At 72.0% G+C, this 22,993-nt stretch carries 23 protein-coding genes, 1 tRNA gene and 1 pseudogene; 17 read left to right on the top strand and 8 right to left on the bottom strand.

The annotated features are described in order from the left end of the window. Positions 1–236 precede the first annotated feature (236 nt). From E9934_RS08095 to hrpA, 3 genes are read left to right on the top strand one after another with little or no spacing between them, the layout of a single operon-like run. Entirely contained in the window at positions 237–749 is a 513-nt protein-coding gene (locus tag E9934_RS08095) for a SigE family RNA polymerase sigma factor (protein WP_238694840.1), read from the top strand. Then, complete coding sequence (locus tag E9934_RS08090; RefSeq protein WP_136562379.1) at positions 746–1,384, top strand: hypothetical protein; 639 nt, start codon at positions 746–748, stop codon at positions 1,382–1,384. Before E9934_RS08095 ends, E9934_RS08090 begins: the two co-directional genes overlap by 4 nt. Before the next feature lie 33 nt (positions 1,385–1,417). Further along, entirely contained in the window at positions 1,418–5,263 is a 3,846-nt protein-coding gene (gene hrpA / locus E9934_RS08085) for an ATP-dependent RNA helicase HrpA (RefSeq protein WP_136562378.1), read from the top strand. A gap of 27 nt (positions 5,264–5,290) precedes the next feature. Here hrpA and ispF read toward each other — a convergent pair whose 3' ends face one another. Further along, on the bottom strand, positions 5,291–5,782 hold the full coding sequence (gene ispF, locus E9934_RS08080; protein WP_136562377.1) for a 2-C-methyl-D-erythritol 2,4-cyclodiphosphate synthase: 492 nt from the start codon (positions 5,780–5,782) through the stop codon (positions 5,291–5,293). Between the two features lie 94 nt (positions 5,783–5,876). Here ispF and E9934_RS08075 point away from each other — a divergent pair, with 94 nt between their 5' ends. The 8 genes from E9934_RS08075 (at position 5,877) to E9934_RS08040 (ending at position 14,289) form a co-directional block, all read left to right on the top strand. Further along, positions 5,877–7,415 (top strand): molybdopterin-dependent oxidoreductase, encoded by a 1,539-nt coding sequence (locus E9934_RS08075; RefSeq protein WP_136562376.1) that lies wholly within the window; start codon positions 5,877–5,879, stop codon positions 7,413–7,415. Positions 7,416–7,420: 5 nt separating this feature from the next. Further along, positions 7,421–8,170: an SDR family NAD(P)-dependent oxidoreductase gene (locus tag E9934_RS08070; RefSeq protein ID WP_136562375.1), complete on the top strand. Its 750-nt coding sequence runs from the start codon at positions 7,421–7,423 to the stop codon at positions 8,168–8,170. 56 nt (positions 8,171–8,226) lie between these two features. After that, positions 8,227–9,630 (top strand): cysteine--tRNA ligase, encoded by a 1,404-nt coding sequence (cysS, locus tag E9934_RS08065; RefSeq protein ID WP_136562374.1) that lies wholly within the window; start codon positions 8,227–8,229, stop codon positions 9,628–9,630. A gap of 140 nt (positions 9,631–9,770) precedes the next feature. Then, positions 9,771–10,748, top strand: coding sequence for a 23S rRNA (guanosine(2251)-2'-O)-methyltransferase RlmB (gene rlmB, locus E9934_RS08060; protein ID WP_136562373.1), 978 nt, complete (start codon positions 9,771–9,773; stop codon positions 10,746–10,748). Continuing rightward, positions 10,748–12,259: a metallophosphoesterase gene (locus E9934_RS08055; RefSeq protein ID WP_136562372.1), complete on the top strand. Its 1,512-nt coding sequence runs from the start codon at positions 10,748–10,750 to the stop codon at positions 12,257–12,259. Before rlmB ends, E9934_RS08055 begins: the two co-directional genes overlap by 1 nt. A gap of 46 nt (positions 12,260–12,305) precedes the next feature. After that, entirely contained in the window at positions 12,306–12,863 is a 558-nt protein-coding gene (locus tag E9934_RS08050) for a cysteine hydrolase family protein (RefSeq protein WP_136562371.1), read from the top strand. 34 nt (positions 12,864–12,897) lie between these two features. Beyond that, a complete protein-coding gene (locus E9934_RS08045) occupies positions 12,898–13,398 on the top strand; it encodes a hypothetical protein (protein ID WP_136562370.1) in 501 nt (166 codons plus the stop codon). Between the two features lie 24 nt (positions 13,399–13,422). After that, complete coding sequence (locus E9934_RS08040) at positions 13,423–14,289, top strand: oxidoreductase (protein ID WP_136562369.1); 867 nt, start codon at positions 13,423–13,425, stop codon at positions 14,287–14,289. A gap of 15 nt (positions 14,290–14,304) precedes the next feature. Here the strand turns inward: E9934_RS08040 and E9934_RS08035 are convergent, their stop codons facing one another. After that, on the bottom strand, positions 14,305–14,514 hold the full coding sequence (locus E9934_RS08035) for a DUF5999 family protein (RefSeq protein WP_238694839.1): 210 nt from the start codon (positions 14,512–14,514) through the stop codon (positions 14,305–14,307). A 98-nt stretch (positions 14,515–14,612) separates the two neighbouring features. On the opposite strand from E9934_RS08035, the gene E9934_RS08030 reads away from it, so the two are divergent. Further along, positions 14,613–14,690, top strand: a tRNA-Gln gene (locus tag E9934_RS08030). A 35-nt stretch (positions 14,691–14,725) separates the two neighbouring features. Here E9934_RS08030 and E9934_RS20225 read toward each other — a convergent pair. The 4 genes and pseudogenes from E9934_RS20225 to E9934_RS08020 form a co-directional block, all read right to left on the bottom strand. Next, positions 14,726–15,001 carry a hypothetical protein gene (locus tag E9934_RS20225; protein ID WP_238694838.1) on the bottom strand — a complete coding sequence of 92 codons (276 nt, stop codon included), beginning with the start codon at positions 14,999–15,001 and terminating at the stop codon, positions 14,726–14,728. Positions 15,002–15,101: 100 nt separating this feature from the next. Then, a pseudogene (locus tag E9934_RS20220) lies at positions 15,102–15,293 on the bottom strand (lysophospholipid acyltransferase family protein); the annotation flags it as partial. Beyond that, the gene (locus E9934_RS20215; RefSeq protein WP_238694837.1) at positions 15,245–15,487 is read right to left on the bottom strand and encodes a 1-acyl-sn-glycerol-3-phosphate acyltransferase; all 243 of its coding nucleotides are present in this window, start codon (positions 15,485–15,487) and stop codon (positions 15,245–15,247) included. The gene E9934_RS20215 and the pseudogene E9934_RS20220, both read right to left, overlap by 49 nt. 62 nt (positions 15,488–15,549) lie before the next feature. Next, on the bottom strand, positions 15,550–16,110 hold the full coding sequence (locus E9934_RS08020) for an SRPBCC family protein (RefSeq protein ID WP_136562368.1): 561 nt from the start codon (positions 16,108–16,110) through the stop codon (positions 15,550–15,552). A gap of 153 nt (positions 16,111–16,263) precedes the next feature. Here E9934_RS08020 and E9934_RS08015 point away from each other — a divergent pair, with 153 nt between their 5' ends. After that, a complete protein-coding gene (locus tag E9934_RS08015; protein WP_202977238.1) occupies positions 16,264–16,959 on the top strand; it encodes a CPBP family intramembrane glutamic endopeptidase in 696 nt (231 codons plus the stop codon). Here E9934_RS08015 and E9934_RS08010 read toward each other — a convergent pair. After that, positions 16,956–17,864 (bottom strand): NAD(P)H-binding protein, encoded by a 909-nt coding sequence (locus tag E9934_RS08010; RefSeq protein ID WP_136562366.1) that lies wholly within the window; start codon positions 17,862–17,864, stop codon positions 16,956–16,958. The genes E9934_RS08015 and E9934_RS08010 overlap by 4 nt on opposite strands. A gap of 51 nt (positions 17,865–17,915) precedes the next feature. On the opposite strand from E9934_RS08010, the gene E9934_RS08005 reads away from it, so the two are divergent. Then, entirely contained in the window at positions 17,916–19,004 is a 1,089-nt protein-coding gene (locus E9934_RS08005; protein ID WP_136562365.1) for a saccharopine dehydrogenase family protein, read from the top strand. 75 nt (positions 19,005–19,079) lie between these two features. Then, a complete protein-coding gene (locus tag E9934_RS08000; RefSeq protein WP_202977237.1) occupies positions 19,080–20,306 on the top strand; it encodes an oxygenase MpaB family protein in 1,227 nt (408 codons plus the stop codon). 7 nt (positions 20,307–20,313) lie between these two features. On the opposite strand, the gene E9934_RS07995 is transcribed toward E9934_RS08000, so the two are convergent. After that, positions 20,314–21,339, bottom strand: a complete 1,026-nt coding sequence (locus E9934_RS07995; protein WP_136562364.1) for a hypothetical protein — start codon at positions 21,337–21,339, stop codon at positions 20,314–20,316. A gap of 30 nt (positions 21,340–21,369) precedes the next feature. Here E9934_RS07995 and E9934_RS07990 point away from each other — a divergent pair, with 30 nt between their 5' ends. Both E9934_RS07990 and E9934_RS07985 read left to right on the top strand, forming a co-directional pair. After that, on the top strand, positions 21,370–21,975 hold the full coding sequence (locus E9934_RS07990) for a hypothetical protein (RefSeq protein WP_136562363.1): 606 nt from the start codon (positions 21,370–21,372) through the stop codon (positions 21,973–21,975). A gap of 56 nt (positions 21,976–22,031) precedes the next feature. After that, on the top strand, positions 22,032–22,993 hold a 962-nt coding region (locus E9934_RS07985; protein ID WP_238694861.1), incomplete at its 3' end, for a bifunctional UDP-N-acetylglucosamine diphosphorylase/glucosamine-1-phosphate N-acetyltransferase GlmU.

The following is a 22,993-nucleotide window of genomic DNA, read 5'->3' as shown; positions in this document are numbered from 1 at the left end:
TCGGGCTGATCGCAAGGTCGACACGGGCACGACAGGAAAATCTGTGGCAAGAACGCATTTTGTCCGACAATCTTCCTTCACTGTAACCCACGCCACAACGCCGGCGCGAGACCCCTGGGGCAGAACCGGCGCCGCGGGGCCCGAGGTGTCGCCACCGCCGGCATGTCGAGAAAGCCGTCCCGGCGAGCCAACCGATCCGCGCCGGCTCCGGTCCTTCAGGGTGAGAGACGACGGAGGTGGCAGTGGGCACTCGACGGCGAGATGCTGAGTTCACGGAGTTCGTGGTGTCGCGACGGGTGCGGCTCCACCGCACGGCGTACCTGATGTGTGGCGACCCGCACCGGGCGGAGGACATCGTCCAGCAGGCGCTGGCGAAGCTGTATGTCTCCTGGCCGCGGGTACGACGCGCCGAGTCCGTCGACGCGTACGCCCGCCGCAGCGTGCTCAACGCCTTCCTCGACGACGGCGCCCGCAGCTCGCGCCGCGAGGTGGCCGCCGAGATCGAGGATCGCGCGCAGCCCGACCGGCTGAGCCACGAGGACGCCGACGCGCTGTGGGACGCCCTGCGCGAGCTGCCGCCCGGTCAGCGCCGGGTGGTCGTCCTGCGCCACTACTGGGGCCTGTCGGTCGAGGAGACGGCAGCCGACCTCGGGATCAGCACGGGAACGGTCAAGAGTCAGACCGCCGCCGCTCTCACCCGACTGCGCGGGGCACTCGTCCCCGCCGATGTGACAGGAGAGAACCGATGACCGAGACCCAGCTGACCGAGCGGATCCACCAGCTCGCCGAGGAGCTCCCTGCCCCTCCGTGGGGAGTGGCCGGCGACCTGGCCAGGGGGCGGGCGCGGCTGCGCCGCCGTCGTACGACGCTCGCGGGCGGTGCTCTCGCCCTGGCGGTGGCCGGCGGAGCGGCCTGGACCGCGGTCGTCGGCGACGGCACGGGCACCCCGCCGGTGACCAGTCAGGACCGGGCTCCGGCGGCGCCTGCCGACCTGCCCGCCGACCTGCCCGCTGATGTCCCTGCCGACCTCGACGCGCGGATCCAGGACCTCGCCGTGCGGCCCCGGACCCGGGAGGAGCAGCTGCCGGCGATCACGGTGCGCCAGCTGCAGGACATCGCCGACGTGCTGATGAGCCGGGTCCAGGGGCCGGTGGGCTGGCTCTCGGTCAGCGTCTCCGACGGCTGGCGTGCGAGCGGCGCCGACACCTGTCCCCAGGGGTGGGCCTGCGAGGACGCCAGGGTCCGCGGCGCCGACCGGGCGCGGTGGGCCGAGGCCGGCACCGTGCACCAGCTCGCGGTGGAGGTGGACGGCAACGTCCACGTCTTCACGCTCGACAGCGAGGACCAGCGCCCGTCGGCCGTGGCCTGGGACGACCGCTCCTGACCACTGGCGCGCGGGTGGGAGAATGTCCGCGTTGTGAAGATCTCCTACCCGCCCGACCTCCCGGTCAGCGCCCGCCGCGACGACATCGCCGCCGCGATCCGCGACCACCAGGTCGTCATCGTCGCCGGCGAGACAGGCTCGGGGAAGACCACCCAGCTGCCGAAGATCTGCCTCGAGCTCGGCCGCGGACTGCCGGGTCCGGACAACCCCGACGGCCGACCGCGGATGATCGGCCACACCCAGCCGCGCCGGATCGCGGCGCGCTCCGTGGCCGAGCGGATCGCCGAGGAGCTCGGCACCGAGCTGGGCGACGTGGTCGGCTACCAGGTCCGGTTCACCGACAAGACGTCGAAGCAGAGCCGCATCAAGCTGATGACCGACGGCATCCTGCTCGCGGAGCTGCAGCGTGACCGGATGCTGCGGCGCTACGACACGATCATCATCGACGAGGCGCACGAGCGCAGCCTCAACATCGACTTCCTGCTCGGCTACCTGCGTCAGCTGCTGCCGAAACGGCCGGACCTCAAGCTCATCATCACCTCCGCGACGATCGACGTCGATCGGTTCGCGAAGCACTTCGACGCCCCGGTCGTCGAGGTCTCGGGCCGGACCTACCCGGTCGAGATCCGCTACCGCCCGCTGATGGAGCTGCCGGACGAGGACACCGAGGCCGAGCTGGTCACCCGGGACCCCACCGAGGCGATCGTGGACGCGGTGAAGGAGCTCTCCGCCGAAGGGCCCGGCGACATCCTCGTCTTCCTACCCGGGGAGCGGGAGATCCGCGACACGGCCGAGGCCCTGGCGGATCTCGACAGGCTCGATCAACGTGGTCCAGCCCGCGCCGTCGACGTACTGCCCCTCTACTCCCGCCTCTCCGCGGCCGAGCAGCACCGGGTCTTCGCCCCCGCGAAGGACTCGCGCCGCCGCGTCGTCCTGGCCACGAACGTCGCCGAGACCTCGCTGACGGTGCCGGGCATCCGCTACGTCATCGACACCGGCGTCGCGCGGATCTCCCGCTACTCCGCGCGGACCAAGGTCCAGCGGCTGCCCATCGAGCCGATCAGCCAGGCCTCGGCCAACCAGCGTTCGGGGCGCTGCGGCCGCGTCGCTGCGGGCATCGCCATCCGCCTGTACGCCGAGGAGGACTTCGAGGCCCGGCCGGAGTTCACCGACCCGGAGATCCTGCGCACCAACCTCGCCTCGGTCATCTTGCAGATGACCTCGCTCGGGCTCGGTGACATCGGGCGCTTCCCGTTCGTGGAGCCGCCCGACCGGCGCAACGTGCAGGCCGGTGTCCAGCTCCTCGAGGAGCTCGGTGCGGTGTCGACGGGCTCGACCAGTGGGAGGCCGGGCGAGCTCACCAAGGTCGGACGACGCCTCGCCCGGCTCCCGATCGACCCCCGCCTCGGGCGGATGCTGCTCGAGGCCGAGCGGCTCGGCTGCGTGCGCGACGTCCTCGTCATCGTCGCGGCGCTGTCGCTGCAGGACCCGCGCGAGCGTCCCGGCGCCGACCACCCCAAGGAGCAGGCGCAGGCCGACCAGCTGCATGCCCGCTTCAAGGCCGAGGGCTCGGACTTCCTCACCCTGCTCAACCTCTGGAACCACCTGCGCGAGCAGCAGCGGGAGCTGTCCGGCAGTGCGTTCCGCCGGATGTGCAAGCGGGAGTTCCTCAACTACCTGCGGGTGCGCGAGTGGCAGGAGTTCGTCGCCCAGCTGCGTCAGGTCACCAAGGAGATGGGCGTCCGGTTGGAGGCCCCTACGGACAGGCCGGACGCCGACGGCATCCACCAGGCCCTGCTGTCCGGCCTGCTCTCGCACATCGGCCTGCTCGAGGAGCGGGAGAAGCCCAGGCAGGGTGCTCGCCAGGACAGTCGCCGGCCGGGGCCGCGGGAGTACCTCGGCGCCCGCGGCACGAAGTTCGCGATCTTTCCCGGCAGTGGCCTGGCCCGGAAGAACCCGCAGTTCCTGATGGCCGGCGAGCTCGTCGAGACCGGTCGGCTCTGGGCCCGGCAGAACGCCGAGATCAAGCCAGAGTGGGCCGAGCGACTCGGCGAGCACCTGGTCAAGCGGACCTATGCGGAGCCGCACTGGTCCAGGAAGCGTCAGTCGGTTGTCGCCCGTGAGCGGGTCACGCTCTATGGCGTGCCACTCGCCGCCGACCGTCCCGTCAACTACGGCCGGATCGATCCCGAGCTGTCGCGCGAGCTGTTCATCCGGCATGCCCTCGTCCATGGGGAGTGGGACACCCGGCACCACTTCCTGCGCGACAACAAGCGCCTGATGGAGGAGGCCGAGGAGCTCGAGCACCGGGCCCGGCGCCGCGACCTGGTCGTCGACGAGCACACCCTCTACGACTTCTACGACGCCCGCGTGCCCGACACCGTCGTGAGCGGTGCGCACTTCGACCGGTGGTGGCGCGACGAGCGCCGCAAGCAGCCGCGCCTGCTGACCTTCGACCCGGCGATGCTCACCCACGACGCGGCCGACGAGGTGAGCGACGCCGACTACCCCGAGGAATGGTCGCTCACCGGTGGGCTGACCTTCCCGATCAGCTATCACTTCGAGCCGGGCGCGAAGGACGACGGGCTCACCATCGACGTCCCCGTCGCCACGCTCAACCGGGTCGACGACGACGACTTCTCCTGGCTCGTCCCGGGGTTGCGTGAGGAGCTGGTCACCGAGCTGATCCGTGGCCTGCCCAAGCAGCTGCGGGTCAACTTCGTCCCCGCGCCCAACACTGCCAAGGCGTTCCTCGCCTCCGTGCCGGCCGGGGAGGAGCCACTGCTGACGGCCCTCGGCCGCTACCTGCGATCGACGACCGGCGTGCACGTGCCGGCCGACGTGTGGGCGGTGTCGTCGCTGCCGACGCACCTGCGTCCGTCGTACCGGGTGGTGGACGAGCGCGGAAAGGTCCAGGGCAGGGGCAAATCGCTGACCGAGCTGAAGGAGCCGCTGCAGCCGCAATTCGCCCGCGCGATGCAGGCGGTCGCCAGCGACTCCGGGGTCGCCCGGACCGGTGAGACGACGTGGGTCTTCGACGAGATCCCCGCCTCGGCGACGTGGACCCGGGCGGGTCACGAGGTCGAGGCCCATCCGGGGCTGGTCGACGAGGGCAGCACCGTCGGCCTCCAGGTGTTCGGCTCGGAGGACGAGCGCGACGCCCGTCATCGCGATGGCGTCACGCGGCTGCTGCTGCTCGCACTGGGCGACAAGCCGGTCGCGGGCGTCGTCGACGGGCTCTCGAACGCCGAGAAGCTGGGCCTGTCGGGTACGCCCTACCGCTCGATCCAGACCCTGCTGGCCGACTGCCTGCGCGCCGTCGTCGTCGACGCGGTCGACGCGCGCCCAGCGGTCCGCACCGTCCAGGAGTACGACGACCTGCTGGCCCGGCTGCGCAGCACTGCTGCGGCCGACGTCCGGACGGTGCTGGCCGAGCTGCTGCGGGTGCTCGAGGTGTGGCGCGAGGTGGAGCGGCTGCTGAGCGGCCGCGCCGACCTGCCGCTGCTGCCGGCGCTCACCGACCTGCAGGGTCAGCTGGGCCGCCTGGTGCACGACGGCTTCATCGGTGAGCTCGGCGTCGCGCGGCTGCGCCGCCTGCGGGTGTGGTTGCAGGCGATGAGGGAGCGCCGGGTGGCGCTCGCCGAGGGTGGGCCGGCGGCGCTCGGCAGGGACCGGCAGCGGATGGACGTGGTGCAGCCGCTGCAGGACGCCGTGCTCGCGCGGTTCGCGGCGCTGCCCGAGGGTCGCCCGCCGGGGGCCGGTCTGCGAGCAGTGCGCTGGATGCTGGAGGAGTACCGGGTCTCGCAGTGGGCGCAGCAGCTCGGCACCGACGGCCCGGTCTCCGACGTCCGGATCCGCAAGGCCATCGACGCGCTCTGACGCCGGCCGTCGGCGTTGGCCGGAGCGTCAGCCGGCGAGCAGTGCGGTGGCGATCGCGGCCACGCCCTCACCGCGGCCGGTGAGTCCCAGGCCGTCGGTGGTCGTGGCCGAGATCGAGACCGGTGCGCCGACGACCTCCGAGAGCGCGGCCTCCGCCTCGGCGCGGCGCGGTCCGAGGCGGGGCCGGTTGCCGATCACCTGCACGGCGACGTTGACGATCGACCAGCCGGCTGCCTCGACCCGGCGCCGCGTCTCGCCGAGCAGGGCGGCGCCGCTGGCGCCCGACCACTCCGGCTCCGCGGTGCCGAAGTTGCTGCCCAGGTCACCCAGCCCGGCCGCGGACAGGAGTGCGTCGCAGGCGGCGTGCGCGGCGACGTCGGCGTCCGAGTGACCCTCGAGGCGCACGTCCTCGTCCGGCCACAGCAGGCCGCCGAGTGCCAGCGGACGGTCACCGTCGGTGCGGGGGACCAGGCGGTGGACGTCGGTGCCGATTCCGGTGCGCAGGCGCGGTGGGTTCACGAGGCGATCATGCCCGAGCCCGGAGCCGCCGGTGACGGCGCGCCGCGCGCCCCGCCGTGGACCGGCGGGTCCGGGCTGAGGGACAATCACCCCCGTGAGGAACTCCCGAGGCTGGTGGGCACTGGCCGGCGTACTGGCGGGCCTGGCCGGTCTCGCCGTCAGCTACGCCGTCGCCTCGCTGCTCAACGTCCGCGAGTCGCCGGTCGTCGCCGTCGCCGAGGGTGTCACCGGGCTCACCCCCGGATCCGTCGTGAAGTGGGCCATCGAGACGTTCGATCGCGACGACAAGAAGGTCCTCGTCATCGGGATGCTGCTCATCCTGTTCGTCCTCTTCGCCGTCCTCGGCCAGCTCGCCCGCCGCCGTTGGTGGGCGGCGATGCTGGGCTACGCCGCGCTTGCCGGTGTCGCCGGTGTCGCGGTCGCGAGCAAGCCCAACCCGGGCATCATCGAGTTCGCACCGGTGGTCGTGGGCCTGCTCGGCTGGGTGGTCGCCATGGCGGTGCTCGCCGAGTGGCTCCGTCGCTGGGAGCTGGTCGCGGAGAGTGAGGACCCCGCCGCCGAGCCGATGCACACCCGCCGCCACTTCTTCATCGTCGCCGGGATCACCACGGGGGTCGCGGCCTTCGGTGGCCTGATCGGCCGGGTCGCCGGCAGCTCGCGCCGCAACGTCGAGGCCGCGCGGCGGCTGCTGCGCATCGAGGGCGTCACCGCCCCGGAGGTGCCGCCCGGTGCCGCGCTCGGCGTCGAGGGCGTCGGGCCGTGGCAGACGCCGAACTCGGACTTCTACCTGATCGACACGGCCTACATCAAGCCGACCATCGAGCCCGTCGACTGGGAGCTGCGGATCCACGGGATGGTCGATCGGGAGCTCCGCCTGTCCTACAACGACCTCGTCTCCCGTGAGATCACCGAGGACTGGATCACCCTCAACTGCGTCTCCAACAACGTCGGCGGCGACCTGATCGGCAACGCCTGGTGGAGCGGCTACCGGCTCGCCGCGATCCTCGCCGAGGCCGGCCCGCACCCGGATGCCGACGCCGTGCTGCAGACCTCGCAGGACGGCTGGACCTGCGGCACCCCGCTCGGCGCGCTGATGGACGACCGCAACGCGATGCTCGCCGTCGCGATGAACGGCGAGCCGCTCCCGATCGAGCACGGCTTCCCGGTGCGCACGATCGTGCCCGGCCTCTACGGCTATGTCTCGGCCACCAAGTGGGTCGTCGACCTCGAGGTCACCCGCTTCGACGAGATCACCGCGTTCTGGACCGACAAGGGCTGGTCGGAGCTCGGTCCGGTGAAGATCGCGTCCAAGATCGAGGTCCCCGGCAGCGGCGACGACGTCCCCGCGGGCGAGGTCCTCTGCGCCGGCTACGCCTGGTTCCAGCACACCGGCATCGGCGCCGTCGAGGTGCAGGTCGACGGCGGACCCTGGCAGCAGGCGGAGATCGCCACGACCCCCAACGTCGACACCTGGGTCCAGTGGCAGGTCATGCTCGACCTCGACGAGGGCGACCACCAGCTGCGTGTCCGCGCCGTCGGCGAGGACGGCTCGACCCAGACCGGCGTCGTCGCCGACGTCCTGCCCGATGGCGCGACCGGCTGGCACACCGTCGACATCACCGCGAAGGCCTGATCTGCATGTCTCCTGCCGCCCCTGCTGACTTCGCCGCGCTCCCGGGCGGTGCCCTCGTCGTCGGAGGTTCCGGCGGTCTGGGGCGCGCGATCGCCGCCCTGCTCGTCGACCGGGGTGCTCGGGTCGCGGTCACGCACCGGTCCCGTCCGGCCGAGATCGGCGTGGCGTCGTACGGCCTCGACCTGGGTGACCGCGCGGAGGTACGACGCGTCGTCGACCACGCGGCGGCGGAGCTCGACGGCCTCCACACCGTCGTCCACGCCGCCGGTCCGCACGTCCCGATGCGCCACCTCTCCCGTATCGACACCGGGGACATGGCCGAGCAGCTGGCGATCGACGCGGCCGGTTTCTTCGCCGTCGCCCACGCGGCGCTCCCGTTCCTGCGCGAGGCGCACGGTTCGTTGACCGCCGTCACCACGGCCGCGACGGCCCGCTTCCCCGTCCGTGACGGTCTGTCGTCGGCCCCGAAGGCGGCGGTCGAGGCGATGGTGCGCGGCCTGGCGGCGGAGGAGGGACGCTTCGGGGTGCGGGTCAACGCGGTCGGCCCCGGCATGCTCACCGACGGCATGGCCGAGCGCCTGATCGACAGCGGCGAGCTCGACGAGCGCGCCCTCGACGTCACCCGCGGCAACATCCCGTTGCGCCGCTTCGGCTCCGCCGTCGACATCGCCGAGGCCGTCTGCTTCCTCGCCTCGCCGCGCGCCGGGTTCATCACCGGCCAGAAGCTGGACGTCGACGGGGGCTACGGCGTCTGAACGCAGGCACCGCCGACGATGCGCGGGTGCCCCCGCCCGATCCCTAGACTGGCCGGGTGACCATCAGGCTCTACGACACCGCGACACGCGACGTGCGTGACTTCGTCCCCCTGGTCCAGGGCAGGGCGAGTCTCTATGTCTGCGGTCTGACGGTGCAGAGCGAGCCGCACGTGGGCCATGTGCGGTCGGCGGTGAACTTCGACGTGCTGCAGCGCTGGCTGCGCCACCGCGGCTACGACGTCACGTTCATCCGCAACATCACCGACATCGACGACAAGATCCTCATCAAGTCGGCCGAGCAGGGCCGCCCCTGGTACAACCTCGCCTACGCGATGAAGATCGAGCTCGACCGGGCCTACGCCGCGCTCAACGTCGCGCCGCCGACCTACGAGCCGGCAGCCACCGGGCACATCCCGGAGATGATCGTGCTCATCGAGCGGCTCATCGAGCGCGGCCACGCCTACCCGGCGGCGGACGGATCGGGCGACGTCTACTTCGACGTGCGGTCCTGGGCGTCCTACGGCGAGCTGACCCACCAGGGCGTCGACGACATGGAGCCGGCGGCCGACGCGGATCCCCGCGGCAAGCGCGATCCGCGCGACTTCGCGCTCTGGAAGGGTCGCAAGGACTCCGAGCCCGAGACCGCGTCCTGGCCCAGCCCGTGGGGACCGGGCCGCCCCGGCTGGCACATCGAGTGCTCGGCGATGGCCGGTAAGTACCTCGGCGACGCTTTCGACATCCACGGCGGCGGCGTCGACCTGCGCTTCCCGCACCACGAGAACGAGCAGGCCCAGTCGCGCGCCGCGGGCGGCGCCTTCGCGTCGTACTGGATGCACAACGCGTGGATCACCACCGCTGGCGAGAAGATGAGCAAGTCGCTCGGCAACACGCTCTCGATCCCGGCGATCCTCGAGCGCTACCGCGGCGCCGAGCTGCGCTTCTACGTCGTGGCCGCGCACTACCGCTCGCACGTCGAGTTCTCCTTCGACGCGCTCGACGAGGCCGCGGTCGGCTACCGGCGGATCGAGGCCTTCCTCGAGCGCGCCGGAGTCGTCGCCGCTGACCCCGACGCCCTGCCCGACGCCTTCGCCGCGGCGATGGACGACGACCTCGGTACGCCGGCAGCGGTCGCCGTCCTCTATGACACCGTGCGCGAGGGCAATCGCCAGCTGGCCGCCGGCGAGGACGCCACCGCCACGGCGACCGCCGTCGCTGCCATGCTCGACGTGCTCGGCGTGCACCCGGCCGATCCGGCCTGGGCCTGTGCCGGCAGCTCGGACAACGAGGAGCGGCTCACAGTCGCGGTCGACGCGCTGGTGGCCGGTCTGCTCGACGAGCGCACGCAGGCGCGCGTCGACAAGGACTGGGCCCGTGCCGATGCGATCCGCGACCGGATCAAGGCGGCCGGCATCGAGGTCACCGACACCCCCGACGGACCCACCTGGACGGTCGTTGGTTGAGGTGCGAGGAGCGCCAGCGACGAGCCTCGAAACCCCTGGCCATGGTGCCGGGACCTGCCCGTGCCGGGTTCCGGCACCGGCCCACCAGGTCTCGAGACGGTCGCTGCGCGACCTCCTCGACCACCGGAAGGACGACTGACATGGCTGGAAACTCTTCGCGCAAGGGCGCGATCCGCAAGCAGAGCAAGAAGAACGCCGGCGGCTCCGGCGGTCAGGTCCGCCGCGGGCTCGAGGGCCGCGGCCCGACGCCCAAGGCGACCGACCGGGAGTACCACAAGGCCCACAAGATCGCCGAGGCCAAGAAGCGCGCCGACAAACGGGCCGGGCGCAGCGGTCCGGGTGGCCGCGGCCGCAGGAGCGGCGGCGACGAGTGGATCGCCGGACGCAACTCCGTCCTCGAGGCGCTGCGCGAGCGGGTGCCCGTCACGTCCGTCTACGTCGCCGAGGGCGCCGAGCGCGACGGCCGGCTGCGCGAGGTCTTCCGGATCGCTGCCGAGCAGGGTGTCGGGCTCCTCGAGGTCAGCCGCGGCGAGCTCGACCGCCTCACCGACGGTGCGGTGCACCAAGGCCTGGCGGCGAAGATCCCGGCCTACGAGTACGCCCACCCCGACGACCTGATCGATGCGGCGGCCGACGCCGACGAGGCGCCGTTGATCGTGGTCCTCGACTCGATCACCGATCCGCGCAACCTCGGCGCGATCGTCCGCAGTGCCGCCGGGTTCGGCGCGCACGGTGTCGTCATCCCCGAGCGCCGTGCGGCGTCGATGACCGCCGCGGCGTGGAAGACGTCCGCCGGTGCGGCCGCCCGGTGCCCGGTGGCGCAGACGGTCAACCTGACCCGCCAGCTCAAGGCCTTCCAGGACGAGGGGTGTTTCGTGGTCGGCCTCGCCGCCGACGGCGACCTGTCGCTGCCCGAGCTCGTCGCCGACGACGACCTGGCCCGGGGCCCGCTGGTCCTCGTGGTCGGGTCCGAGGGTGACGGTCTCTCGCGCCTGGTCGCCGAGACCTGCGACCGGCTGCTGTCGATCCCGATGGCCGGGGTCCTGGAGTCGCTCAACGCCGGTGTCGCCGCGTCGGTCGCGCTCTACGCGGTGGCGGAGGCCCGGGCGCGCGCCTGATGCGGATCGCGGTGGACGTCCGCGTCCTGCTCCGGCTGCTGCTCGGAGCGGGCGTGTGGCTGGTGCTGTCGATCGTGCTCGCCGGCTTCATCTTCGCCGGGAGCGAGCGGTCGATCGACCTCGCCAGCCACGACGCGACCGTCAGTCCGGACTACTCCGGACAGATCGTGCTCCGCACCGGTCCGGTGCTGCCGGACCTCCGGGCGCCGTCGGACTCGCGGCTCGGCCTGGAGATCCGCCTCGGCAAGAGCGACACCACCTCGCTGGAGGAGCTGACGACGCGCTACGCCGCCATCGCCTCCCAGCCCGAGGGACAGGTCGCGGCCGTGGGCCGGGCCGTGCGATCGATGGCCATCGCCGCCCTCCTGCAGGGTGCTGCGCTCGCAGCCCTTCCGCTCGTGCTCTGGGTGGTGGTGGGTCCGACCCGGCGCCGCGAGCTCCTCGCCCGGCTGCGCACCCGCGGGGGTGTGGCGGGACTCGTCGCGATCGCGCTGGTGGTCGGCCTGGCCGTCGTACCGCTGACCTGGGGGAGGGCGGAGTCCCCGGAGGAGACCTGGGAGCCACTGCAGGCCTTCGTCGGCGAGGACGTGCCGCTGCCCGACGAGGCACGCGACGTCGAGATCATGGACGACGTCACGACCGAGGAGACCCAGCGGCTGATCACGAGCGCCGTCAGCACCTACCAGCGCAGCCTGACCTTCTACTCCGACGCGGCGGACCGGGCCGGCGAGCTCGAGCTGCGCACCCCCGAGGAGGACGAGACGGTCGTCGTCATCGTGTCCGACCGTCACCTCAACGTCGGCATGGACAAGGTCGCGCGGGCGATCGGCGACCGGGCCGAGGCGAGTGCCCTCTTCGACCTGGGCGACGACACGTCGACCGGCGAGCGGTGGGAGGCCTTCTCCCTGGACTCGGTGGCGGCTGCCTTCGACGACTACGACGGGCACTGGGGCGTCGCGGGCAACCACGACCATGGCGGCTTCGTCCGCTCCCACCTGGAGGACCTGGGCTGGACGTACTTCGACGGCGAGGTCGTCGACGGCCCCGGCGACTCGCGGATCATCGGCGTCGACGACCCCCGCTCGAGCGGTCTGGGCAACTGGCGCGACGAGACCGGCCTGACGAGCGCCGAGGTCGCCGAGGCGCTCACCGAGGAGGTCTGCCGGGCCGACGAGGAGGGCGACCGGGTCTCCACCGTCCTGCTCCACGACGCCGACTTCGGCGATGCGGCCCTCGAGCGCGGGTGCGTCGACCTGGTGCTCGGTGGCCACGTCCACGTGCAGAGCGGCCCGACGCCGGTCGAGGGCGAGGGCGGCGAGACCGGCTACACCTACACGCTCGGCACCACCGGCGGTGCGGCCTACGCGATCGCGATCGGCAGCAAGCTGCGCCGCGCCGCGAGCATCGGGCTGCTGACCTACCGCGAGGGCCGGCCCGTCGGCCTGCAGTCGATCGAGCTGCAGTCCAACGGACGCTTCGACGTGCACGAGTGGGTCGAGCTGACCTACTGATCGTTCGTCGTCGGTGGCGCGAACCCACTCGACTAGGGTCGCGAGCATGAGCACCTTCGCCGACCGCCCCGGGACCGCACTGCTCGTCATCGACGTGCAGAACGACGTCGTCGCCGGCGCCCCGCGCCGTGACGAGGTCGTCGGCGCCATCGCTGGTCTGGTCGAGCGCGCCCGCGCCGGAGCCACGCCCGTGGTGTGGGTGCAGCATTCGGACGCCGGGCTGGCGCAGGGCAGCGACGGCTGGCAGTACGTCCCCGAGCTCGTCCGGCTGGAGAGCGAGCCGCTGGTCCACAAGACCTATCGCGACTCCTTCGAGGACACCGAGCTCGCGGAGGTGCTCGCCGGGGCCCGCGTCGGCCACCTCGTCGTCGCCGGCGCACAGACCGACTTCTGCGTGCGCTCGACCCTGCACGGTGCCCTCGTCCGCGGCTACGACGTCACGCTGGTCGGCGACGCCCACACCACCGAGGACCTCAGCGAGTGGGGCGCGCCGCCGCCGGAGCAGGTGATCGCGCACACCAACCTCTACTGGGCGGGGCAGCGGGCACCGGGGCGGACCGCGGCCGTCGTCACGGCGGCCGAGGTCGACTTCGCGGGTCAGTGACGACGATCCGTCGACTGCTCCTACGCTGGACCGCATGCGACCCTCGGTGGACTGGTTGACCGGACCCGACAGCAGGCGCCGCGTCGCGCTGGTCAGTGGATTGGTGGGCATCGTCGCCCTCGTCGTGGTGCTGTGGGTGCTCCTGGGCGGAGGCGACGACCAGGCAGGCCCGTCGTCGTCTCCGACCGAGGTCGGTGGCTGCGTAGCGGCCCCCGGCGACGCGACGGCCGTCGCCTGCGACAAGCTGTCGGCGTCGTACCGCGTGGAGGCGGAGGCGAGCGACGGATGCGATCGCGCGGAGGTGGAGCAGGACGGGCTGTGCCTCGACTGGAACGCCAGCGAGGGCGACTGCTTCCTGCCCGGCAACCGTACCGAGCCGGCGATGAAGGTCGACTGCGCCGAGCACGTGGGCGATCCGGCAGTCCAGCGCGTCGATCGGGTCGGCAAGGCCGGCGAGTCCTGCGCCAACGGCGGGTTGCCGCGGCTCAACGCGACCAGGGGGTCATTGCTCTGCCTGGTGGAGCCCACCGCCTGACCACGGCTGGGACATACTGCCGGTATGACCTCACCTGACCTCACCGGCACGACCTACGTGGTGACGGGCGCCAACTCGGGCCTGGGCCTGGAGACCGCGAAGAAGCTGACGGCCGCGGGCGGCCATGTCGTCCTCGCCGTACGCGACGTCGCGAAGGGGGAGGCCGCAGCGGCCGCCCTGCCCGGCCCGGGCACCTGGGAGGTCCGTGAGCTCGACCTCGGCGACCTCGCCTCGGTGCGTGCCTTCGCTGCCGGCTGGGACGCACCGATCACGACGCTGGTCAACAACGCCGGGATCATGATGGTCGCCGAGGGCCGCACGGCCGACGGGTTCGAGCTGCAGCTCGGCACCAACCACCTCGGTCACTTCGCCCTCACCAACCTGCTGCTGCCGCAGATCGAGGACCGGGTCGTCTCGGTCTCCTCCGACCTGCACCGCGGCAGGCAGGTCGACTTCGACAACCTCGACCTGGTGGGGGACTACGGTCCCACCCGGGCCTACCAGCAGTCCAAGCTCGCCAACCTGCTCTTCACCACCGAGCTGCAACGGCGCCTGACGGCCGCCGGCTCGTCCGTGGTGGCCCACGGCTGTCACCCCGGCTACTCCGCCACCAACCTGCAGAGTCACCACGCCAACCCGCTGATGAACAAGCTGATGTGGGTCGGCAACAAGGTCATCGCGACCAGTGCGGAGTTCGGCGCTCGGCCGACCTTCCACGCCATCACGGCCGACCTGCCGCCCGACAGCTACATCGGACCCTCCGGCTTCCGCGGACTCCGCGGCGCGCCCGGCCCCAACCAGCGCTCGCAGCAGGCCCAGGACGCCGACGCCGCCCGGCGGCTGTGGACCGTCTCGGAGGAGCGGACCGGGGTCACCTGGCCGTTGGGCTGATCCGACTCGGAGACGTCACGCCGAGCGCGGCAGGACCACGCTGTGTCCGTCCGGCGTGAGGTAGAAGCCGTCGTCGAAGACGATGACGCCGTTGCAGAGCCGGCACCAACCCTGCTCGCTGTGGTCGGCGGTGACGTGGGCGGAGCAGCAGGCGTCATCGCCCGCGGTCGGGCACTGCGGTGAGTGGTCGCACATCGTCGTGCTCCCTTCGGTCGGTCGGGTCACTTTCAGTGCTCCCCCCATCGGCAGGTTCGACGGCGGCCTTCGCGGAAAAGGACCGATGCCGGGAGCGATGACTGGCGGCACTAGGCTGGGTCGCGCGATCCCCGGTTGCTCTGCTGGCACGGGCGGCTGGACTTTGAATCCAGTTTTCGTTGGTTCGATTCCAACCCGGGGAGCCAGCCTCGACGACCATCGAGATGAAACCTCGAGGAGGTCAGCGCCGCCGCTTCGCGGCTCTCGCCTCGGCCCGCCGCCGGCGCTCCTCGGCGTACTGGGCGGCCGCCTCCTCGGTCGTGGGGGCACTGCCGCCGTACTGCTGCGGCAGCCACCAGGCGCCCTCCGGGCGCTCGTCGGGCGGGCTGGCGAGGATGCAACGCTCCAGCATCGCCTCCATCCGCGCCTTCAGCTCGGCGGTCTCCGCCGTCGGGTCGGCGCCGGTGGGATGCATCGGCTCGCCGACCTCGATGTCGATGCGGTGGTGGCGCGACATGTCGAGCTTGCGGCCCTTGGCGAGGATCCGTTGGGGTGCCCCACACGACGATCGGGACGAGCGGTACGTCGGCCTTCGCCGCGATCCGCACCGCCCCGGTCTTCAGCTCCTTGATCAGGAAGCTCTGGGAGATCGTCGCCTCCGGGAAGATGCCGACGACCTCGCCGGCCCGCAGGGCGGCCTCCGCGCGAGCCATCGACTCCAGGCCGGCGGCACGGTCGACGCTGATGTGCCCGAAGGTCTTCATGAACGGGCCGCCGACCGGGTGGTCGAAGATCTCCTTCTTCGCCATGAAGCGGGTGTAGCGACCCGCTCGACGCCCGGCAGGCCACCCATCAGGTAGTCGACGTAGGAGACGTGGTTGACGGCGACCAGCGCGCCACCGGTCTCGGGGATGTGCTCGAGCCCGGTCATGTGGATGTCCATGGCGGACAGCCGGAACCAGGACTTCGCGGCAGCGACGACGACGGGATAGGTGAGGTCCACGGGATCACCCCAGCATGCAGGCAGGGACCTGGTCCAGCACGAGGGTCATGGCGGGTGGGGGATCACACGCTGCCGCTCTCCAGCAGGAGGCGGAGCTTGCCGAGGTAGGCCTGCATGATCGTCGCGTAACCCAGCTCGACCAGGATGGGCGGCACCGGGAACCCGAACACGGCGTCGGCCATCGCGGCGTCGTACTCGAGCAGGTAGGTCATCCGGGTCCGGCCGGGGGCGAGCTCCTCGAAGGTGCGCTCGGAGCGCAGGTAGTAGGGGCTGGTCGGCAGTGTCTCCGCGACCACGTGGCGGTCGGGCTCCCAGACCGTCAGGCGGGTGAGGGTCACCCAGTGCGGGCGGAGGCCGAGCCGGGAGTCCTCGGTGTAGACCGCCCCGATGCGGCGCGGACCGTCGACCGTCATCGTGGTGACCTCCGCACGCCACTGGGGGTCGTTGAGGAAGTCGGCGGCGTAGGCGAACGCCTCGCGCGCCGGGACGTTGATGACCACGCTCCGCTCGATCCTGATCAACTCCACACTGTCGGCATCCGGGGCGGACGTCGTTGCTCCGGCCGGCGCTGCCGGCAGGAGCATGCCGAGCAGGATCAGGAGGGACAGGAGGCGTCGCAGCATGTCAGGTCCTTGCGGTTGAGCGGGGTGTCGGGAGGTCGGGTGCCACGTGAAGGGCGACTGGGAGAATAGCGGTCTGTCTACGAGCGTTGACAGATGGCGTCCGGACTCCCTGCTCGGTCACCCCGTAGCCTCGCGCGTAGGGAAGGGGGCGCCGTGCGTCGCTGGGTCAGCAGGTCACTGTGGGACGTCGTGCCCCGTGACCAGCGCGACACCGTCGAGGTCCTGCGGCGCCGCCAGTGGGTCACCGTCGGCGTCGTGCTGCTGGGTGCGGTGATGCTGGCGATCTCGCTGCGGATCGAACCCGGCAACGTCTGGTTCTATCCCGCCGCACTCGCGATGGCCGCGGTGTGGGCGGTGGGTGCCCTGCTGTCGGGGCCGCTGCACCTGGGCCGGATCGCTGCCGGTGCCCACGACACCACCCTGGTGCGGCCAGTCGTCGCTCCGGTCCTGCTCGGCCTGCTGCTGGCGGCCCTGTTCGTCGTCGGCGGACTCGTCGTCCGCGAGATCCCGTGGCTGGACCGGCAGGTGCGCTCGGTGCTCGACTTCGCCGACCAGGGTTCGGTGCCGTTGCTGCTCCTCATCACCGTGGTCAACGGGATCGCGGAGGAACTGTTCTTCCGGGGCGCCGTCTATGCGGCGGTCACGCGTCATCCCGTGATCTGGTCGACTCTCGCCTACGTGGTGGCGACCCTGGCGACGGGCAACGTGATGCTGGCCTTCGCCGCGATCTTGCTGGGCGCGGTGGTGGGTCTCCAGCGGCGCGCCTCCGGCGGCATCCTCGCGCCGATCCTCACGCACTGCACGTGGTCGACGGCGATGCTCTTCGCGCTGCCGCTGCTGTTCGGCTAGATGTCGTCGCCCTCGGCGAGCCGCTCGCCCAGGGCGCGCTGGACGGCCTCGCGATAGCTGAGGACCTCGCCGGGGAGCAGGTCGCGGATGCGGTGGTCGGTGACGACGACCTCGGTGCCCATCGAGTCGATCAGGTTGCGACCCGTGGTGACGTCCACGTCGGTCACCAGCGCCAGCCAGTACGACGACAGTCGCGGTGTGAGCACCGGCACCCGCACGATCGGCACCGACCTCCCCGACGCGACGTCGGCGGCGATCTGGAGCATGTCGAGATAGGTCATCGTCTCGGGGCCACCGACCTCATAGACCTCGCCCAGGGTGCGCTCGTCGCCGATCACACCGGACAGGTAGCGGACGACGTCGTCCAGTGCGATCGGCTGGGTGCGGGTCGTCGTCCACTTCGGCACGACCATCGCCGGCAGGTTCTTCACGAGCTGGCGGGTGAGCTCCCACGAGATGCCGCCGTGACCGACGATGATCGCCGCCCGCAGCACCGTCACGGGGACGCCGGCCTCGCCCAGCAGGCGCTCGACCTCGCGCCGCGACCGCAGGTGCGGTGAGAGCTCCTCGTCGTCCGTGCCGAGCCCACCGAGATAGACGATCTGGCGCACCCCGGCCTCGGCGGCAGCCCTGCCGAAGGAGCGTGCCGCCTCGGCGTCGCGCTCCTCGAAGTCGGCCTGGTCCAGCGAGTGCACGAGATAGACGGCGACATCGATGCCCGCGAGGGCCGCCGTCAGGGTGTCCGGATCGCCCACGTCCGCACCCACCGGGTCGCCCGGGCCGTCGTAGGCCTCGGGACGACGGGTCATCGCGCGCGGACGCAGACCCCGCTCGACCAGCGCGGGCACGAGCCTCCGCCCGACGAATCCGGTGGCTCCGGTGACGAGCACGTTCGGCTGGTCCATCTCGCCACCGTAGTCCGCTGGTCGTGAGCCGAACCCGTAGGTTGGTCCGCCATGAGCCGCATCATCGTCTTCGGCGCCACCGGCTACACCGGTGAGCTGGTCACCCGCAGCCTCGTCCGCAGTGGTGCCGCACCGCTCCTCGTCGCCCGCAGCCGTGACCGCGTCGCCGCCCTCGCCGAGGAGCTCGGCGGCCTCGACATCGCCGTCGCGGACGCCGGCGACGCCTCCGCTCTCGCGGCCGTCGTCGGTCGCAACGACGTGCTCGTCAGCACGGTCGGTCCCTTCCTGAAGTACGGCGAGGCGGCGGTCCGGGTCGCTGCCGAGTGCGGCGCGACGTACTTCGACTCGACGGGGGAGGGGCCGTTCATCCGTGAGGTCTTCGAGCGCTGGGGACCGGTCGCCGCCGCCAACGGCGGTGCGCTGCTGTCGGCCTTCGGCTTCGACTTCGTGCCCGGCAGCCTCGTCGGCGCGCTGGCCCTCGAGGAGGCCGGTCCGGCGGCCACCGCGGTCGACGTCGCCTACTTCGTCAAGGACGTCGGCACCAGTGGCGGCACCCGGGCGTCCATCGGCGGGATGATGGTCGAGGACGCCTTCGCTCTCACCGGCGGCACGATCAGCGCGGAGCGGGCCGGTCGCCGGATCGAGCAGTTCGACGTGCACGGGCGATCGCTGACCGGCGTGTCCATCCCGGGCGCGGAGCACCTCGCACTGCCGGCCTCCTATCCGCAGCTGCAGGACGTGGGCGTCTTCCTCGGCGCACCGCCGGCGGTCGCGCGAGCAATGTCGGTTGCGGGTGTCGCATCCTGGCCGGCGCGCAGGTTCGGACCCGCCAAGGCGCTCGTCGGCGGAGCCGTCGGCCTGGTCGTCAAGGGATCCACCGGCGGTCCGTCCGCCGAGCAGCGGGCCCGTGGCCGGTCGTTCGCCGTCGGCATCGCGCGCGACGCGGCCGGGAGGGAGCTGTCCTCGGTCACCCTCGACGGCGCCGACCCCTACGACTTCACGGCCGACATCCTCAGCTGGGGTGCCCGCACGGCCCAGGAGGACGGCCTGGACGGCGTCGGTGGCCTCGGCCCGGTCGGTGCCTTCGGCCTCGAGCGGCTGACCGTCGGCTGCGCGGAGGCGGGCTTCCGCCGCGCCTGAGCCCTCACCAGAAATTGTGACAGTTTCACTGTCACAGTCTTCCTGTCACGGTGTCCCGGGTGCTTCAATGCCGGGGTGACCGCCCACGACGTCTCTCCCGTCGCTTCCGCGCCGATCGCGCCGACCGCGCTGCCGAACATCGACGAGGCCGTGCGCCGCTACGGTTCCTTCGGTGAGGCCTGGGTCGCCGGGATGTGGCAGGCCGACCCGCTGGGCGACGCCGTCGTCGCCGACCCGGCCGGGCGCGTCGCCGCCAAGGCCGTGCGCACCCTGATGACCGAGGGACTGGGCGCAGTCTCCGACCCGTTGCCGTCCGTGCGGGCGCTGCTGGACCAGCTGACCGCGGAGCCCGCGTGGCTCGATCGCGACCGCCTCGACCGGGCCAGCGACGTACTCGTGCGCTACAGCGCCCAGTGGGGGCTCGTGCTCGGCGCAGCGTCGCTGCTGCGGGGTGCGGAGAACTGGATCGCGGCCAAGCCGCTGCTGCTGACCGGTCGCTACGGCCACCAGCCCGCCGTCCGCTCGATCGAGGTGGGGGAGTGGCTCTCGCGTGTCGTGCGACCCGGCGGGATGGCGATCGACGCTCCCGGCTTCCAGCACACCGTCCGGGTGCGGATGATCCACGCCCACGTGCGGAGCTTCATCGGCCGCACCGTCGACGAGTGGGACACCCCCGCGTGGGGCGTGCCGATCCCGCAGCCCTACATGGCCTTCACGCTCGCCGAGTTCGGTCACATCTCGCTCGCCGCGATGGAGCACCTCGGCGTCCGGCTGCGTGACGACGAGCTCGCGGACATCTACCACCTGTGGCGCTACGTCGGGCACGTGATCGGCGTCGACGACGCGCTCAACCCGGTCGACGAGGCCGACCACGTGCGGATCGAGGAGCTCTACTCCCTCACCGGTCCCGGGCCCGACGACTACAGCCGGGACTTCGTCAAGGCACTCACCGAGGACTACCTCGCCCCACAGCTCGCGACCATGCTGCCCGGGCCCGCGTCCTTCCGCGAGGCGACCGCGGTGCGGGTGATGTACGGGATGTCCCGCATCTTCCTCGGCGACACGGCGGCCGACGCGCTCCATATCCCCGACGGCCGCACCAAGCACGTCCTGCGCGGCCTGCGCCCGGGGCTGCTCGCCCTCGACCAGGCCCGCCTCGGCATCCTGGGCCGCGACCGGGTGAGCCGCAGCGGCTACGTCGCCCGTGACCGCGAGCTCGCGCGTCTCAAGGCCGAGCACGGGATGGGGCACGACCTCGTCGACGCCGTGCCCGGCGCGGTCGGCGGGACGGACCAGCCGTAGGGCACGCTCAGTCGGAACCCTCGAGGATCGCCGCGACCTCGGGGGAGGTGAAGAACGGCTCCAGCCGGGCCCGCAGCAGGCGCTCGACCTCGCCGGTCTGCACCGCGGCGGCCAGCAGCGGCGGCAGCGCGCGCCGCGCGACGTCGGCCAGGTCGGTCGGCTCGAGCCCCAGGTCCGTGACGAGCGTCGAGGCCGGGTGGGCGCCGTAGACAGCGAAGAAGCCGTCGACCAGCGCGTCGACGAACGCCAGCACCGGTGCGGCGGTGCCGCCGCCGATCACGATGTCCTGGACCAGTCCGGCGAGGCGGACGGTGTCGTCCTGCGATCCCGTCCGGTGGACCTGACCGACCGGCTCGGCGGCGTAGAGGTCGAAGACCTGGAGCGCGGCCTCCTTCGCCGCCGGGTCCTTCATGGTCTCCACGATCATCCGGTTGAGCCGTCGCATGGCGAGCGTCGTGCCCTTGCCGGCGGTGTCGCCCATCAGCGACTCGAGCTGCTTGCCGGCCAGACTGCCGGCGGCGCCGGCGACGCTGCCGCCGAGCGAGACCAGTGACCCGAGACCGGGAATCTTGTCCGCGACGGCACGGTTGGTGGCAATGACGTCGCCCACCAGCCGGGCCACCAGCCGGGAGGCGAGTCCCGCTGCCAGCGGGCTCTCGGCGACCCGGTCGAGGACCGCGCCCACGAGGTCGGCCCGCAGGAGCACCTCGTCGAGCAGGGCCTCCAGGTGGTCGCGGTCCACGACGTCGCCCACGGTGAAGGCCTCCGCCGGGCCGTCGTACGCCGTGCGCGCGACCAGGTCGGCCAGGGTGCTCGCCGTCGCGCTCGCCGGCAGGCGCTCCAGGAGCAGGTGCACCACTTCCTTCGCGAGCGCGGGCGAGACCAGCGCGTCGACCGACATCTCGGCACCGATCGCCAGCAGCGCGTCGAGGTCGGCGTCGACGTTCGCGGCCAGGGTCGCGCCGTCGAGCTGCGACAGCAGCCACGCCACCTGGGCGTCGAGGAGGCGCTGGGCGCGGGGATCAGCAGTCATGGGCCGAGGCTAGGGGTTAGTTTGCAGCTCATGCGCACGATCGCCCTCGCCACCGGCGTGCTTCTCGCCACGTCGCTGCTCGCCGGTTGCGGCTCGGGGGACGACGCGGAGCCCCACGAGGACAGCTCGAGCGCCGCGTCCGGCGGCTCGACCGACACCACGAAGGGAGCCGAGGCGGGGGAGTGCGCGACGTCGTTGACCGCGACCTACCCCGACGGCACCGAGGCCGTGCTCGACACGACTGCTCAGGCCGCCGAGCTGGGCGACGGGACGGCCTACACCTTCTATGTCGGCGACTACGAGATCCCCGACGAGGGCATCGGCGTCGACACCGTCCTGCCGCCGGAGGGCTCCCGGCTGGCCGTGGTGTTCCTGACCGCGTTCAACGCCACGAGTCCGCTCGAGGAGATCGCGCCGGGCACGACCGTGGAGGTCACCGACGAGCTCGACGTCCTCACCTTCTCCACGATCCTCTACGCGGGCGGGACGGCGGCCCAGTCGGCGACGGACGCCACCGGCGAGCTCACCGTCGTGGCCGTGGACGACAGCTCGATCTGTGTCGAGTTGGATTACGACGACGCCGAGAAGTCGCTCTCCGGACGGATCTCGGCGCCGATCCACGACAGTCCCTACTGACGGTCCCGCCGACGCCAGATCCGGTTGCCTTCGCGGAACCTCCTAGGGTGGCTGTCGTGACCGAGCAGCTGACCGTCATCGTCCTCGCCGCCGGTGGTGGCACCCGGATGAAGTCCAAGACCCCCAAGGTCCTCCACCGCATCGGCGGCCGCAGCATGGTCGGCCACGTCTTCGCCGCGGTCGGCGAGCTCGAGCCCGGCCGTGTCGTCGCCGTCATCGGTCACCAGCGCGAACTCGTCGGCCCGCACATCGGCGAGTGCCGCGCCGACGCGGTGATCGCGGTCCAGGAGGAGCAGCTGGGCACCGGGCACGCCGTCCGGATCGCGCTCGAGGCCCTGACCGAGCCGCTGGGGGACGGCACCGTCCTCATCGCCTACGGCGACACGCCCCTCCTCGAGGGAGCCACCCTGCGTGACTTCACCGACGCCCACCAGGCCGCCGGTGCAGCCGTCTCCATCCTCAGCGGGATCGTCGAGGACCCGCACGGCTACGGCCGGATCGTGCGGAACGTCGACGGTGTGGTCGAGGCGATCGTCGAGGAGAAGGACGCCACCGACGAGCAGCGCACGATCAGCGAGATCAACTCCGGCATCCTCGCCTTCGACGCCGCCTTCCTCGCCGACGCGATCAACCGGATCGGCAACGACAACGCCAACGGCGAGTACTACCTGACCGACGCGATCGCCATCGCGCGCTCCGCCGGCCTCTCCGTCGCCGCCCACCCGGTCGACGACGCCCTCCAGACCGAGGGCGCCAACGACCGCGCCCAGCTGGCCGAGCTCGGTCGCGAGATGAACCGTCGCATCGTCGAGCGGTGGATGCGCGCCGGGGTCACGGTGATGGACCCCGCCACCACGTGGATCGAGGCGGGCGTCGTACTCGAGGCGGACGCGACGATCCTCCCCGGCACCCAGCTGCTGGGCGCGACCGTGATCCGCGAGGACGCCGTCGTCGGACCCGACACCACCCTGGAGGACTGCGAGATCGGCCGCGGCGCCCGGGTGGTCCGCACCCACGG

It is taken from the genome of Nocardioides caeni (assembly GCF_004912195.1).
In the GTDB taxonomy this organism is placed as follows: domain Bacteria; phylum Actinomycetota; class Actinomycetes; order Propionibacteriales; family Nocardioidaceae; genus Nocardioides; species Nocardioides caeni.
The sequence above is the reverse complement of the archived record's forward strand: the minus strand, read 5'-3'. Positions and strand labels throughout refer to the sequence as shown.

Excerpts from the sequence above, each read along its gene's own strand:
- E9934_RS08090 (WP_136562379.1), top strand. The coding sequence starts at position 746 with ATGACCGAGACCCAGCTGACCGAGCGGATCCACCAGCTCGCCGAGGAG.
- E9934_RS08010 (WP_136562366.1), bottom strand. The coding sequence starts at position 17,864 with ATGGACCAGCCGAACGTGCTCGTCACCGGAGCCACCGGATTCGTCGGG.
- E9934_RS20225 (WP_238694838.1), bottom strand. The coding sequence starts at position 15,001 with ATGTCGCGCCACCACCGCATCGACATCGAGGTCGGCGAGCCGATGCAT.
- E9934_RS08040 (WP_136562369.1), top strand. The coding sequence starts at position 13,423 with ATGACCTCACCTGACCTCACCGGCACGACCTACGTGGTGACGGGCGCC.
- E9934_RS07995 (WP_136562364.1), bottom strand. The coding sequence starts at position 21,339 with ATGACTGCTGATCCCCGCGCCCAGCGCCTCCTCGACGCCCAGGTGGCG.
- E9934_RS08055 (WP_136562372.1), top strand. The coding sequence starts at position 10,748 with ATGCGGATCGCGGTGGACGTCCGCGTCCTGCTCCGGCTGCTGCTCGGA.
- rlmB (WP_136562373.1), top strand. The coding sequence starts at position 9,771 with ATGGCTGGAAACTCTTCGCGCAAGGGCGCGATCCGCAAGCAGAGCAAG.
- E9934_RS08020 (WP_136562368.1), bottom strand. The coding sequence starts at position 16,110 with ATGCTGCGACGCCTCCTGTCCCTCCTGATCCTGCTCGGCATGCTCCTG.
- E9934_RS08070 (WP_136562375.1), top strand. The coding sequence starts at position 7,421 with ATGTCTCCTGCCGCCCCTGCTGACTTCGCCGCGCTCCCGGGCGGTGCC.
- E9934_RS08050 (WP_136562371.1), top strand. The coding sequence starts at position 12,306 with ATGAGCACCTTCGCCGACCGCCCCGGGACCGCACTGCTCGTCATCGAC.
- E9934_RS08045 (WP_136562370.1), top strand. The coding sequence starts at position 12,898 with ATGCGACCCTCGGTGGACTGGTTGACCGGACCCGACAGCAGGCGCCGC.
- E9934_RS07990 (WP_136562363.1), top strand. The coding sequence starts at position 21,370 with ATGCGCACGATCGCCCTCGCCACCGGCGTGCTTCTCGCCACGTCGCTG.
- E9934_RS08005 (WP_136562365.1), top strand. The coding sequence starts at position 17,916 with ATGAGCCGCATCATCGTCTTCGGCGCCACCGGCTACACCGGTGAGCTG.